Raw genomic sequence first — 15,478 nt, forward strand, 5'->3', positions numbered from 1 at the left:
AAATTCTTATGAAACTCTTCAATTTGTTCAGGTGAAGGTTTAAGTCTAACCTTAATACCCATTACTCGTTTATCCATTATATATCCACCACATTTTTTGAATTAAAACTATAATGGTTCTTCAATTTTAACATACAAAAATTAAAGACACACTAATATTAAATTAACAACTTCCCCATTTATAAAGAAATAGTAAGAGAGCAAATGAAAAGTATTAATTAATATGAAAATCCAAAAGTAATAGTGAATATAATAATCCCCCTAAATACATTATAAAAAAAAGCTTATTTTAAAAAATAACTAATTATATAGACAATTAACAAAAGTACACCCAACTTTTCAATTCATCCCCGACTTGCAGAAATCGAGGTATTCTCGAATTTTAAAGATAAACAAACAATATTTTTTAACCAAGCCCCGGATTTTTCAATCCAATTAATACTTGGTTTTTAAGTTTAAAATCAGTTTTTGAAGTGCATGAATTCACATTTACACACTTCACAAACATTTAAATACTACTTGCTCAGTTCCGCTGCAATTTCGAATGCCTTTTCAAGGTCATTCGGAAACTGTAAAATAAGCTGCTTTTCTTTTGCTTCCTGTGAAAAACCTGCCATATTATACTCAGAATATTTATGAACCTGAAGAGTGTCACATACAGGATATGAAACCACTTCCCCATTAAGATATTTAAATAAGAATTCATTGCTTGCCAAACTGTCTTTCATGGACTGTTCATAAAACTCTATAGGAGCATTCATGGTATAGAATATTCCTACATTGACCTTGCCGGTAAAATAGCTGGACCCGTCATCATAAGACATTATGCAGAATATAAGCCTTTCAAGCAGAGCCCTGAATTCGCTTGTTGGCTGTCCGAAATATATCGGTGAGCCGATGATTAATGCATCCGCTTCAAAAATCTTTTCTATCAGTGGTGTCAGGTCATCTCTCCAGTAACATTTGCCCTTTGTCTTATCCTTTCTTTTGCATATCAAACAGCTTCTGCATCCTTTAAAAACCAGATCATACAGATTGATATATTCGGTTTCAGCACCGACTGATTCCGCTCCTTTTCTTGCTGCATCAAGAACTTCGGCAGTGTTCCATTTTTTTCTGGGACTTGCATTGATAATAATTGTTTTCAATCCGTTCACTTCCTGCTCAGCTCAGCGCCAATTTTAAATGCATTTTCCAAATCGGTCGGGAAATGTTTTTCACGATATTCCCGTTTTGCATTTTCATCAAATGCCGCCATACGATATTTGGAATAATCCTTTACCTGCAGAGTATTTAAAACAGGATATATCTTAACCTCTCCGTTCAACATTCCAAATACTTTGTTTGATGATTCAATATAATCCGCCATCATGTTTTCGTAATATTCCTTAGGAGCATTCATTGTAAAAAACAGGCCCACATTGATTTTGCCTTCAAAATATGACCCGAAACCGTCATAGGACAGTATGCAGAATATAAGTCTTTCAAGCAATGCTCTGTAATGGCTTGTTGGTTCGCCGAAATATATCGGAGAACCTATCAAAAGACAATCTGCATCAAGAATTCTTTCAATAACAGGCTGGAGGTCATCTCTCCAGTAACATTTGCACGGTTCCTTATCAGCCTTTTTACATATTAAACAGCTCATGCAGCCATGAATATCCATCTTATACAAATCAATGTATTCAACTTCAGCTCCTGCTGACTCAGCACCCTTGGCTGCTTCTTTCATGATTTCGGCAGTACTCCACTTTCTTCTCGGACTTGCATTAATAACCACTGTCTTCATAACTCAACACCTTTTAAAATAATTTTTGACTTTGAAATTTTTAAGTGTTGTGTTACATTAACATCCCTCTTTTTTGAAAAAAATGCTAAAATTGATTACGTGATATATATTCCATCAAAAAGGAAAGTGAAAATATGAAATACTTGCCGTTAATGTGAAAGAAGAATTGATTAAAATATAGTTTGATTAAAATATTTTAAAATAAATATAGGTAAAATCAATTATTTCATAGGAGAATAATGAGGAAAAAAAAGAAATGAAATAAGTGAAAGTTAATCCACTTATTTAGCAGTCAATTTTATTTTTTTGTTTATTGCCTTGTATTTGGAATTTCCTGCAAAATTCACATAAGCTGTAAATTTACTCTTCTTGGTTAATTTAGTAATTTTAAATATTGCCTGACCTTTGGAATTGGTTTTGACAGAATATATTTTTCCATTAACCTTAAGTGTAACTTTTACGCCGTTCAATGCAGCATTCTTATCTGTTTTTAAGGTTGCAGTGTATTTTTTAGTTTTTGTTTTAGCATTGAATGTTTTTGCCTTTGCAGTAAGTTTTGGAGTTGCCTTTGAAACCACTACCTTTTGAGACCCAGTTGATTTGGCATAGTTGTCATCACCTGCAAATGTTATTGATGCAGTGTATGTTTTAACCGCCAAGGTCTTTGGAACTGCAACTGAAACCTGTCCTTTGCTGTTTGTGGTTTTTTTATAAACAACATTGTTCAATTTGACAGTGACAGTTTTATTAACAAGAATATTGCCGTTTGCATCCATTAATGTGACAACAAGGTTTTTACTGGTACCGTAAGTAGTGCTTATCTTAGCCGCACTGACACCGGTAGCCAATTTATTAACAGCAAATGTTACAGTGGACTCAGCAGCTTTGAAAATGTCTGTTGGTGTTGAAACCACTTTTACAGAATATTGGCCACTTGTTAAACCCGGAAGAATCAGTGAACCTGAGCCGTCGACAACAGATACTGTATAATTGCTGCTTCCAATTTGAACTAAAACATCACCTGAGTAAGTATTGTTGGTTGCTATGACCACATTGGCAAATTCACCGAAGATTATATCCTCAACAGTGACTGTTAAACCAGGATCAATCGGTTCAAACGCTTCATTTACAGTAACAGTTGCAGTTGCGGTTACTGAATTGTGATTTTCATCAGGAACTGTGGTTACAGTTAAGGTGTATGTTCCAACATCCAGGCCGGAAACTGTAATCACATTTTCCTCAACAGTTACAACAGCCTTGTCATCATCAACAGCTGCATTAAATCCTGAAGCTCCATCAAGAACAACATTTGCTGAGCCTGAAGAACCGTAATCAAAACTGATTGCAGGCACAATTACAGATGAATCGACCCTGTTTACAACAACAGAGGCAGATACACTAACTGCATAGTGATTATCATCAGGAACTGTAGTTACAGTCAGGGTGTAGTTACCGGCATCCAAACCTGAAATTATAATCACGTTACCGTCAGCAGTAATGTTAGTATCATCAATTTTACCAATTACACCTTCAGCACCATCAAAAGTAATTTGTGAAGCCCCATAACTTCCATAATCAAATACAATATCCTCCACAGTGAGTTTAGAGTCAACTTTATTTACAACAACCCTCACAAATTCAGTTACAGGATTGTGATTTTCATCAGGAATTGTAGTCACCATCAATGCATGTGTTCCTGCAGACAGGTTAGAAACAGTGATTTGAGCATCATTTATTTCAATTACCACATGGTCGTGGTCAATTATTTGAGCTTCTATTCCTGTTGCGCCTTCAAATGTTGCATTGATTATGCCAAATCCATCGTAATCAAATTCGACATTGGAAGCGTTTAAAACAGAATCTACCCTGTTTACTTTAAATGCTGCGGTTTTCTCATCTGCATTGAAGTACTTATCCCCTTCATATGCAACAGTTAAATTATAATTGCCTGCATTTAAACCAGAAATTGTGTAAGTTCCTTTACCGTCATCAATTTCGACAACTACACCGACAACAGTGAGTTTACCTGTGACATTAGCGTTAACGGTAATGTTGACATTTACTGTTTCACCGAAGTCAATGTCATCGACTATAACTTCCAAATCAGGACTTTCTTTAGCTTTAACAACTACAGTAACATTTTTAGAAGCACTTGAATACTTGTCATCCCCAACATAATTAACCTCAACAGTCAAATCACCGGCAACCAAGTTTTCAATGGTAGCAACAGCCTTACCATCAGCCAAAGCAACACCTTCATCATTAACAACAACACTACCGGTTGCATCAGGAACTTCAACAGTCACATCCAAATCACTGCCCTCAACAGCCTCACCAACAGTTATTTCAATAGTAGGAGCTAATTTTGATACTTTAAATGAAGTGGTGTTTAATACAGAGTTATAGTTAATATCTCCAGCATAAATTGCAACTGCCTCATAATCACCTGCTTTTAAATCTGAAACATTCAGACTGGCTTTACCGTTTGTAAGAGATACTGTGTAGTTATTGCCTGCTAAGCTAACTAGAACATCACCATTGATTGCTTTTGCCATTTCAATGTTTAAAACAGCAGTCTGGCCAACTTCAATATCTGCAACACTGAGTGTTAAAGGAACATCAACTTTATTGACACTGAATGTTTTATTAACTTCACCGGCCTGATATAAGTCTGTTTTCTCGGATATTGCTATTACAGTGTAATTACCTGCATTTAAATTAGGAATCTGAAGAATGCCAAGACCATCAACTATAGCTATAGTGTATGTGTTGCCATCAACGCTAACAGTGACAGGACTTGCCAGTGATCTGATTGTTATTTCAATTATTTCTTCAAATTCATATTCATCTTTAGACAATTCTACTGTCAATTCAGGATCAACTGGTTCATAAACATCTTCAAAGTTCACTACCACATCTTTACTGATAATTTCATTTTCACCGGTAAATTTATACTGAGGCATTATTTTGCCAGTTTCCTCATCAATTTCAGTTTCATTATCAGGTAATTGGGTTATTTTAATTGTATAGTTACCTGATGTGGAAATTCCCAAATCATCTAAACTGAAAGAAACACCACGTGGAGAATAATCAACTAGCTGACTATGTAATTCAAGTGATACAACACAATTATCATTTACATAAACTTTAAAATAACCTCCTCCCAAATCATTGTGGGCCCAATGCCAATTACCATCAAAGCAGAAAATGTTTACAGCTTCATCATCACTGCTGTTTAAAACATCACCAGCTATGTTAAAATCGAACAGATAATTCAAATCTGAAAGAGTATTTATTTTATAGAAAACATTACCCATTAAAATACGCTTAAATGATACTGAGATACTTTTTCCATTAAATCCATAACTTAAATTGAAGGTTATATTTTGATTTTCATGCTGACGAATCATATTTTTAATTTCATCATTTAGTTCAATGTAGTAAATTTTACCTGAAAACTCCTCATCTGAGACTTCTTCAAAGTCAAAATCATCTAATGAATAAGTTTTAGTTTCATCTCCGAAATCAACTGTAACATCTACTTCAACAGCGCTTGAAGAACTAGGAACAGCTATATCCATAAATTTATCTGTGGCAAAAGTAATCATACCATCGTCAGTTTCACCGCTGATTAAATTTCCGTAGAAAATACGAATGTCGAGAGCATCCAATAATCTGAATGATGAATTGCCATTAAATAACACATGGTATTGTGAACTAGCATCCATCCATTTATAGCAGTCTTCAATCTTATAAACGCCTATCCAGATTTTATCCCCATCATCCGATCCATTAAAGAAATCAACATCATTGAGTGTAATCTCATATTTATAATACCCTTCAAGTTCCTCATCACCTTCAACAGGAACTATATTTTCGAAATCTGTCAAATTCTTATCGAAGAAGAATTTTTTGCTGCTGAATATGGCTACATGATATTCTTCGCCGTTTTGTGATAAAACGGTTATTAAACTTTCATCACCGTCTCCTGAAGTAGGATAATCTTTTGAAGTGTCCACAAAAATACTTACGATAGGCTCATCTTCTTCATCATCACCTTCATCACTGTTTTCACCACTGAATTTAATATATGATTCGGTTATTTCAATTGTTCTTGAAGTTGCGTATTCATCAACCTTGTCCCCATTTTCATCAAAGAAAATGAAATTTACTCTATCGCCGTCATGGACATTTGTTAAATCCAAATCCTTCAAAAAGATATGGGATTTCAGATTTCCGTTTTCATCTATCTGCCAATCCCCTTCACCGACAGCCCGAACAATAAGACTATAAATTTCCACATCATCATCAGTAAAGACATCCAGATGCCCGTCTTCTGTATCATTAGGCAGGATTATTCCTGCAACCATTGCATTTTCATCATAATCTTCATTTTCACTGTCAGTGATGATTTCATCTTCATTTACAAAAATATAATAAGGATTTTCCTCATCATCCTCATCAACAACAACGGATGAATTTCCCTCACTCATTACATCATTTTCATCATTTTCCAAAGACAGCTGAACATTACCTGCCTCATTACTTACAGTCAAATCATCTGAGACAATATCTTCAGATGCACTGACAGCACCGATTGTTAAAATAGCCATAACAACCAATGCAATCAGCATTCCCTTTTTAAGTTTCATTATTACACCCTTTTTAAATTTAATAACTTTCAATTTAAATCGATTATACCATAATAAATCAAAGCAAATAAACTCCCCATATGATATGAACATATTTCTTTTGAACATCATATTTAAATTAACCTAATTAAATCCAGTTATTTAACAAAATAAAACCCATAATCCAGTAAAAAATAAATTACATCAAAATTATTTAAAGTATAAAAAAATAAAGACCAATTGAAAGATTTTAAAGAAAAATAATGTAATATTTAACACTTATCCATTAATGACAAAACGATTTTACATATTACTAAACAAAAGCATATACTTTAAAATCATGAATATACATAACTAAATTTGGTGAACAAAATGGAATACGAAATTGTAGGAGGAGCATTCCCACTTGTTAAATGCAAATTGAATAAAGGAGAAAGAATGAAAGATGAAAGCGGAGCAATGGCATACATGACTCCAGGCATTAAAATGGACACCAACACCGGAGGAGGTCTTCTAAAAGGTCTTGGAAGGGCATTGGCAGGAGATACATTGTTCATGAACTTCTTTACAGCAGAACGTGACGGCGAGGAAATAGGATTTTCATCATACTTCCCAGGAAAAATCATCCCTATCAAACTGGAAGGATCCCAGTCAATAATCGGTCAGAAAAGCTCATTTTTGGCAGCTGAAGACGGCATCGAAATTGACATGTACTTCAGAAAGAAACTCGGAGCAGGATTGTTTGGAGGTGAAGGATTCATTCTTCAAAGATTCTCAGGAAACGGAATGGTATTCCTGGAAATAGACGGAGACGTTGTTGAAAAAACATTAGCTCCAGGTGAAACACTTATTGTCAACAACGGACATGTTGCTGCACTCGATGAAACTGTAGATTTCGATATTCAAAGAGTGAAAGGTGTAAAAAACATTGTATTTGGTGGAGAAGGACTGTTCTTTGCAAAAATGACCGGACCTGGAAGAGTATGGCTCCAGACTATGCCAGTGTGCAAACTTGCTGAAGCAATCGTACCATTCATACCTAAAAAGGAAGAATAAACAATTGACAAAAAAGTTTGTTTAAAATTTATATATCTAAAAAACATACATTACAAACAGAGCTTAAAAGCTCAAATTTGAATTAACAAAATTCAAAATTTTTAGATTACTGTGTTAAACTCAATATCTAATCTGTGTGTTGTGAGTTGAACTTCCCCACCGTTGTAGACGGCGGGGATTCGCAAACCAAAAAAAAATATGGAAATTTTTTTGGAAAATTTTTTTTTACTGCGCCGTCGTCCCGACGACTTCTAAACCTTTATTAAGGATGTTTTTTGCTGCATTGACATCACGATCATGATGTGTGTGGCAATGCGGGCAGTCCCAGTCTCGTATTCCTAAATTTTCAAGTCCACTTATGTTTTTATTGATTTTTTGACATTTGCTGCATTTTTTAGTGGATGGGAAAAATTTTGGGAGTTTAATGAATGTTACGCCTTCTTGTTGGCATTTTTTCTCTAGTTTGTCTAAGAAATTACGGGGTGCGTTTATTTGAATTGAATGGCTTAAATATGGGTTGTGTTTCCATGAAATGATGTTTTCGTTTTGAACTGCAACGAATATGCTGTTTTTAACAATATAAGATACTGCTTTGTTATAATAGTCATCTCTTTTGTTTAGGAATTTTTCCCATGATTTATTGTATAATTTTTGTGCTTCGAGGTATCTTATGGATCCTTGTTTGTGGTGGCTCATGGTTTTTTGATATCGGATTATGTTATCTGTTTCTTTTTCGAGGTTAAGATTGGGTATCTCTTGGCCGTTTGATAGAACTGCTAGTTTGCTGCATCCTATATCAATTCCCACTTGCATTCGTGGACTTATGATTGTTTCGGGTATGTGTATGTATTCGATGTTGAAAATGGCAAAGTATTTGCCATGTATTCTTTTAACTGTTACATGTTTGATTTTAACTGAAGGGTCATTTTTGTCACTTCCTCGTCGTAGTAATTCGCGGTATTTTTTACTGGTTTTGAATTTTGCTAATCCTAGTTTGGCTAATTTTATTTTATCGTGTCCGTTTTTATCTTTTGTTATTCTAATATTATAGTTATTGTTTATTATGCGGAATGTGAATTTTATGGTTTTTTTACGATGTTTAAAAACTGGATAATCTGATTTTATTTTAGGATTTTCGTATCTTTTAAAAGCATTAACAAGGTCTATTATTGCTTGCTGACGACTGCTGGACTCAGCTTTTTCTAAAAAAGAATATTCATGCATTAACATCTTTAAAATAACATTGCATGAACTAATGTTAACTATTGCCTTGTCTTCATATCCATTTTGAATTAATAGGCGTTTAAAGTTATTAATAAATTCCAATACATGATTATATATAAATCGGCGAATGCCTATATTGGACTCAATTTTGTTAATACTAACAATTTTTTCCCCATCATCATTCTTATCCATCTTAGTAGGATAAATCCTAATTTTAAGAACTTTTTTAACAAATTTCATTTTTCTAAGCCCGGAATAAATTTTTTTAAATTTACAAATGATATTATACTATATCTAATGTAATAGTATATAAACTTATACCAAGAGCAAATGAAGAGTATTCACTCGAAAGAAAATTATAATAAAAATGTACACCTAAAGCCAAGATGAAGAAAAAAAAATAGAAAATAAACAATATTGAAACAAATAAACACTTAAAAAAAAAGGTATTTACAACAGTATACCCAAACTTGCGATTCATCCTCGACTTAAGAAGTCGAGGTATTCTCGCATTTTTAAGATAAAAATCCCACACAATATAGATATTGAACGATTAAAAGAATCTCCACTCACCAGAGTACGAGATTCTAAAAATTAATCGTAAAAACTATTTTTATTTAAAATATTTAAATTCTTTAAAAATGAATTATTAAAAAAAATTGATTGAGTATGTAAACACACTTTAAAAAATAATAAAGAAGCTATTTTTTAGCTTCAATAACTGTTTTTCCATTCATGTAAGGGACTAACACTTCAGGAACTTTAACGCTACCGTCAGGCTGTTGATAGTTTTCCAAAATACAGCACATTGTTCTTTCAGTTGCAATAGCTGTACTGTTTAGAGTGTGCAATATCTGTGCATCTCCGGAACCTGCCCTTCCAACACGTGTTTTAGTTTTACGTGCCTGGTAGTCTTTACAGTTAGTACATGAAACCAGTTCCCTGAATGCTTTTGAACCTGGGAACCATGCTTCCAAATCGTATTTGATTGCAGCATTGTCGTTTAATGCTGAAGATACAATAGCGATTATCTGATATGGAAGACCTAATTTCTGATAGATTCTTTCAGTAACCTCCATCAGATGGTCATGCTGATTTCTTGAGTCTTCAGGTGTGGAATATATGAACTGTTCGATTTTTTCAAACTGGTGAACCCTGAATATTCCTAGTGTATCTTTTCCGTGGGATCCCGCTTCCTTTCTAAAGCATGTTGAAAGTGCGCAGTATCTTAAAGGCAATTCGTCAGGTGCGATGATTTCATTTCTGTGAAGAGCCGCCAAAGTCTGCTCAGCAGTTGCAATAAGGTACATATCTTCCCCTTCGACTTTGTACAATGTTTCTTCAAATTCACCGAGTTCAGAGGTTTCTGCTGCAACTTCACCTTTTACAAAGAAAGGTGTCTGCATTGGAATGTATCCTTCTGATTCAAGTTCGGAAAGTGCAAATTGGATTAAAGCAAGGTTCAAATGCAGGATGTCTCTTTTAAGGTAGTAGAAACGTGCACCTGCAATGCTTGCTGCAGTCTCTAAATCTGCACCGTCAATTTTATTGATTAAGTCAACGTGATTTAAAAGCTCAAAGTCATATTCCGGAATTTCACCGTATGTTCTAACCACTACATTGTCATCTTCAGTGTCTGAAATCGGAACATCCTCATCTATGATGTTTCCAACTTTGTATCTGTAATCGTCTCTGAGTTTTAGGTAATCAGCATTTTTTGCAGTCAGTTCCTTTATTTCTGCTGCAACTTCTTTTGATCTTTTAACGACTTCTTCGAAATTGCCTTCTTCTTTAGCTTTTTTGAATGATTTGGATAATTTGTTTTTCTCAGATCTTAAAGAATTTAATTTTCTTTCACCTTCTCTCCATAAGGTGTCGTATTCAATTACTTTTTCTACGTTTTCTGTGTCTCTAAATCTTTTCTTTTCAGAGTCTATGATAATTTCCGGATTTTCTCTGAACAATTTTATATCTAACAATATTTTGTCCCCTAAAATATTTTATTCAATTATAAGTATGATTTTTTTGTTTTTTAAAGTTAATGCTAATTTTAAAAAAATATGAGTAATAAATAACGATTTTTGAAAAAAATTTAAAAGAAAAAAATGAATGGGCATGACATCAGGTATTGCCCAAAATATAATCTATAAATCAAATATCAAATCAAACTTGGCGAATTTTGTTTCATTTAAAAATTTATTCATTCCCTTATCCATTTTACGGGCCAAATCCTGAACTATTTCTAAAAATTGTTCAAAGTCCTCTTTTGACTGTGATTCCAGACCGTGGGCTAAAATTGAATTGTTTCTCTTTCGGGTAAGGTTTTTAATTTTGGATTCGTTTTGAACAAAATATTTGCCCAGTTTATCGCCAAGCTCATTGAGAAGCAAGAAATCGTTTATCAGACCGATTTTTATTTTTCCTTCATCTTCTGATTTTTTAAGATACTCTATAAATTCAGGAGAAATATTTTTCTTTGAAAGTATTTCCAGGTCAACATCAGAGCTTATGATGTCATATTTGGAAAGCTGGACCTGAGCAATCAGTTCAAATGAGCGGTATAAACGGGCGATGGCATCATCATATTTATACTGTTCAGCTTTTCTAATGGAGTTGTTTATCAGACTTGCAAGAATATAGCAGTTTTTCAGATTTTCAGACCTTGAATTATTCATGATGCCCAAAGCTGCCAGATTCTTTTTTAATTTTTCGCGAATTTCTATGAATTCAAAATGACTCAAATCCGCTTTTGTAAGATACTTATAGGCACTTTCAAAGTCCATATTATCCCAACTATAATAAGATTTACAGATGTTTAAAAAAGAATCCTTATGGAAACTTGTATCAATAATCTTTTCCAAAACATCAATGCACTGCATGAAGTTATTGGCGTTGAAGTATCTTCTTATATTCATTATTGCAAGTCTATCATAGATTTTGTAGAGATTTTGATAATTTATGATTTCTGTACCCATGGAAACTTCACCACGGGACCTGTCTCCTCCGACTGAAATCAAATCCTTTTTATAGAACATTCCGCAGCAGGCCATTGCAGCTGACATTGTTTTAGTTCCGGAAGTATAATCCATAATTATCTGATATTCCTTGGTTAAATCATTATCGAATTCCCAAATTTTAGATTCGAATACCTCAAAACAAGTGTTGAAATCATCTATGGCTTCAATCGGAACGATCTGATAATCTTCATCTAAAATAAATTCATCATTATCCTGTTTGAATAGTTCTTCAATATATGGAATGATTTTTTTGGATTTTTCAGATGCGAAAAATACCACATAATTAGGATATATCTTGTTGATTGTGGAATACATCTTTTGGGCAAGCAGTCTTCCGCCTTCATCATGTGAATTAATGCCTGTTCCAACAATCATAAAAAGCGCAACGTCTTTTCTTCTCATAATACCATAACCTACATCATTAAATTATTTCATGATTTGTAGTTGTCTAAATAAGGTTTTCTTCCCATTCCTTTTCTTTGAATCCGACCAGAACAAAGTCATCTCCAACAACAATAGGTCTTTTAACAAGCATTCCGTCTGTGGCCAATAATTCAAACTGTTCCTTTTCAGACATGTCTGGAAGTTTATCCTTAAGTTTCAATTCACGGTATTTCATTCCGCTTGTGTTGAAAAATCGTTTAAGAGGTAAATCGGATAAGTTCCACCAGCTTTCAATCTCTTCAGCAGTTGGATTTTCTTCAATAATATGTCTTGATTCATATTCTATGTCATGTTCATCCAGCCATTTTTTAGCTTTTCTGCATGTTGAACATTTAGGGTATTGTACAAATAACATATTAAACATTTTTGAAATTAAAAATATTTAACTATTTCTTCAAAATCATCAATGACCTCTAAAAGATATTCATCTTCAAAATCCTTCTGCAGTCCATATCCCCATTTGACAATGATGCAGTCAATTCCCGCATTTTTTGCAGTCAGTATGTCGGTTATGGAGTCTCCGATATACACCGCTTCATCAGCGTTTACATCTGCCTTTTTAATAATCTCATTTACACCATATGCATCGGGTTTGGAGGGATTTTCATGATTATGTCCTTCAATGGCAATAAAATCAATTTCTGAAAAGTATTTGCCTATTAGCTCTTCTAGTGAATAGGTCAGTCTGTTTGAATTGATGGCTAAAATCACATCCTTTTCCTGCAATTTCTCCAAAATTTCCAGGGCTTTCGGAAATGGAACTGTCAATTCCTTTTTTGATGAATTATAAAAATCAAGATAGGTGGTTTTTACTTTTTCAAGATTTTCAGGAGTGTTGTTATCTCCCAAAACCAGAGAAACAATCTCATCAATGTTTCCTCCCAGACAAGGAATCAAATCCTCCCTGGTGAATTTTGGCAGGTCATACATCTCCAGTGTCCGGTTAAAACATTCAAGTACATCCCATATTGAATCAAAAAGTGTTCCGTCAAAATCAAAAATCGCAAGTCGTTTCATAATGTAAATTTTGTACCTTAAACAATTTATTTTTTTACATCATTTATTGAAAAAAAGTTAATTATCATATAATATGATAATTAAGACATTGTTACATTGTTAATGAACTCCAATATAATCTCAACAGTCTGATTTTGCTGGTCATCATGAGAAATCTTGGCAGGATTGTCCCCTTCCTGATGCCCATAATAAGCAAACTGAGCATGATTTCCACCCTGAATTACACATTCTGTTAAGTTGCTGATTAACGGTAAAGCTTTATTATATGATTCCCTATTTAAAATTCCGTCTTCAGATCCATAAATTGATAAAACAGGCTTGTCAATTTTTTCTGTAGGATAAGCGGCCAGCAGTACAACTGCATCAGTCTTGTTTGAATGAACAGCATATGATGATGCTGAAACTCCACCTAAAGAATGACCGGACATGATATAATGGGAGTAATTGCCTGCTTCAATTATTGGTTCGGCACTGTCCTGGCCGAAAAATGCAAAATTCAAAGGCATTTCCACAAGATAGCAGTCCACACCATTTTCCGCCAATTGTACAAACAGAGGAAGGTAAGCTGTATATTCGTTTTTAGCACCAGGATAGAAAATCAGTGATGTGCCATTGCCGGGTCCATCTAACCACAATCCGTTTGATATCTTTTGAACTGAAACATTGTCAGTTCCGTTAAGCAAATCAGTTGCAGTTTTTTCGGCATGATGAACATCAGTGAAATAGAATATTCCATATGCCAAAACACATGCCACTATAACTATAATTAATATTTTAATTTTCTTATTCATTCAAACTCACTTATATAATAATTAACTAATTTAATTAATATATTTAACTAATTTTTTAAAAAAACCTGACTTTTGTTCTATCTGAAGAAAATATTCACTGTAATTCTAAATATTTTTAATAAAAAAAAATGAATTTATCCACATTTATTTAAAATTATAACTTTAATATGAATACACTATAAAATTTAAAGATTAATATTAAATAAAATATGGACAACAATATCCGATTTCTCTGATTTGAAAAGCAATATTTAAACATAATCAGATATAACTATTAATTAACGGTGATTATATGATTTTAAACAGGAAAAATATAATTATTCTTTTGATAATTGTAGGTGCTTTTGCCGTTGTTGGAGGAGTTTATGCTCATGAAATTTCAGACAACACAGGGCTTAAAACCGCAAATATCATGAAAAAAGTTAGCAACAATAAAGTTAAAACAGTAACTGTAAAGATCAATAACTTCAAACCAGGAGTATTGTGGGGGCCGAAAGCAACAAAATTTAAAAATGGAGATGCAATAGCTGGATATGTTACATATACCGGCAATGCCCAGTTTGATAAAGGAACAGGTGTTACAGCATGGTATATCGGAACCGGAATCAACGGAGATTTGAACCCTCATCACACAAAGCTGGTTAAAGTAAAATTCTACTTCAAAAACAACAAAAATCCGAAAAAAATTAAAACAAAAACAGTTTCAGGAAATGGTGGTCATATCAGAACCAACCTTATAAGCGGATACACACCTTACAAGGCAACAGTATCCTATAAAACATATTAATTTTTAAAAAAAAAAAGTTGATTAGAGTCATAATGAAATTATGAACTCTAATAATTTATTTATTTAATTATTGATTCGAGAGTTGCATCATCAGGTGCAATTACGTCAGCAATTTTTCCGTCTTTTAAGAATTTGAATTCAACGGAACCGTCACTGTAAGACTGGTTGTTGTAAACACCATCGATACCTGCAATGGTTTTGTTTACATCAGTGTCTTTAGTACCTGAGATACTGGTGAATTTATCATCACCGAAGAATACTTTTACAACAATTTGTTGTCCGTCTTTTACGAATTCTGTGAGTGAAGCTTTAGCGCCTGGAATATCATCAGCTGCCATAGCTAATTTTTGAGCACTTTCGTTTTCTTTATATCCATCAGGTATTTTGAATTCCACACCTTGTAATTTTAAAACACCGTTAGTGAAATCCATTTCTCCCCCGTCACTATTGGAAGAGCTAGATGAACCGAAGTTAAAGCTCCATCCTTCTGCACTTACTGCACCTAAAGTCAAACCGACTACTGCAAGTAAGACAAATCCAAATATTAAATATTTTTTCATTTTTTCACCTTTAATTCAATAACATATAAAAGAAATATGTTACAATAATATATATTTAAAATATTATATAAATTTATCATTTTTTTAAGGGAAAAATTGAATATTGAATTTTCAATTTAAAACTCTTATTTTTTAATTTCAAGCAATAATGGGATTTTATTTT

12 protein-coding genes are annotated in these 15,478 nt (G+C 33.4%); 2 read left to right on the forward strand and 10 right to left on the reverse strand.

Going from position 1 to position 15,478, the window contains the following annotated elements; all coding sequences use genetic code 11:
- Positions 1–514 precede the first annotated feature (514 nt).
- From E7Z81_RS11710 to E7Z81_RS11720, 3 genes are all read right to left on the reverse strand, one after another.
- On the reverse strand, positions 515–1,147 hold the full coding sequence (locus E7Z81_RS11710; protein ID WP_292748050.1) for a flavodoxin family protein: 633 nt from the start codon (positions 1,145–1,147) through the stop codon (positions 515–517).
- 5 nt (positions 1,148–1,152) lie between these two features.
- Positions 1,153–1,788, reverse strand: a complete 636-nt coding sequence (locus E7Z81_RS11715) for a flavodoxin family protein (RefSeq protein ID WP_292748051.1) — start codon at positions 1,786–1,788, stop codon at positions 1,153–1,155.
- 281 nt (positions 1,789–2,069) lie between these two features.
- Positions 2,070–6,440, reverse strand: coding sequence for an Ig-like domain-containing protein (locus E7Z81_RS11720; RefSeq protein ID WP_292748052.1), 4,371 nt, complete (start codon positions 6,438–6,440; stop codon positions 2,070–2,072).
- Positions 6,441–6,791: 351 nt separating this feature from the next.
- Between E7Z81_RS11720 and E7Z81_RS11725 the strand changes: the two genes are divergently transcribed.
- Positions 6,792–7,475 carry a TIGR00266 family protein gene (locus E7Z81_RS11725; protein ID WP_292748053.1) on the forward strand — a complete coding sequence of 228 codons (684 nt, stop codon included), beginning with the start codon at positions 6,792–6,794 and terminating at the stop codon, positions 7,473–7,475.
- A 225-nt stretch (positions 7,476–7,700) separates the two neighbouring features.
- Here the strand turns inward: E7Z81_RS11725 and E7Z81_RS11730 are convergent, their stop codons facing one another.
- The 6 genes from E7Z81_RS11730 to E7Z81_RS11755 all read right to left on the reverse strand — a co-directional run bounded on the left by E7Z81_RS11730 (position 7,701) and on the right by E7Z81_RS11755 (position 13,968).
- On the reverse strand, positions 7,701–8,939 hold the full coding sequence (locus E7Z81_RS11730) for an RNA-guided endonuclease TnpB family protein (protein ID WP_292748055.1): 1,239 nt from the start codon (positions 8,937–8,939) through the stop codon (positions 7,701–7,703).
- A 461-nt stretch (positions 8,940–9,400) separates the two neighbouring features.
- Positions 9,401–10,678: a serine--tRNA ligase gene (gene serS, locus E7Z81_RS11735; RefSeq protein ID WP_292748057.1), complete on the reverse strand. Its 1,278-nt coding sequence runs from the start codon at positions 10,676–10,678 to the stop codon at positions 9,401–9,403.
- A gap of 165 nt (positions 10,679–10,843) precedes the next feature.
- Positions 10,844–12,118 (reverse strand): TIGR02710 family CRISPR-associated CARF protein, encoded by a 1,275-nt coding sequence (locus E7Z81_RS11740; protein ID WP_292748059.1) that lies wholly within the window; start codon positions 12,116–12,118, stop codon positions 10,844–10,846.
- 46 nt (positions 12,119–12,164) lie between these two features.
- Complete coding sequence (locus E7Z81_RS11745) at positions 12,165–12,515, reverse strand: arsenate reductase family protein (protein ID WP_292748061.1); 351 nt, start codon at positions 12,513–12,515, stop codon at positions 12,165–12,167.
- 17 nt (positions 12,516–12,532) lie between these two features.
- On the reverse strand, positions 12,533–13,177 hold the full coding sequence (locus E7Z81_RS11750) for an HAD family hydrolase (protein WP_292748063.1): 645 nt from the start codon (positions 13,175–13,177) through the stop codon (positions 12,533–12,535).
- Positions 13,178–13,257: 80 nt separating this feature from the next.
- Positions 13,258–13,968 carry an alpha/beta hydrolase gene (locus E7Z81_RS11755; protein WP_292748065.1) on the reverse strand — a complete coding sequence of 237 codons (711 nt, stop codon included), beginning with the start codon at positions 13,966–13,968 and terminating at the stop codon, positions 13,258–13,260.
- 292 nt (positions 13,969–14,260) lie between these two features.
- On the opposite strand from E7Z81_RS11755, the gene E7Z81_RS11760 reads away from it, so the two are divergent.
- On the forward strand, positions 14,261–14,755 hold the full coding sequence (locus tag E7Z81_RS11760; protein ID WP_292748067.1) for a hypothetical protein: 495 nt from the start codon (positions 14,261–14,263) through the stop codon (positions 14,753–14,755).
- 59 nt (positions 14,756–14,814) lie between these two features.
- On the opposite strand, the gene E7Z81_RS11765 is transcribed toward E7Z81_RS11760, so the two are convergent.
- The gene (locus tag E7Z81_RS11765) at positions 14,815–15,315 is read right to left on the reverse strand and encodes a hypothetical protein (protein ID WP_292748069.1); all 501 of its coding nucleotides are present in this window, start codon (positions 15,313–15,315) and stop codon (positions 14,815–14,817) included.
- Positions 15,316–15,478: the final 163 nt, after the last annotated feature.

Source organism: Methanobrevibacter sp., from assembly GCF_015062935.1.
Lineage (GTDB): Archaea > Methanobacteriota > Methanobacteria > Methanobacteriales > Methanobacteriaceae > Methanocatella.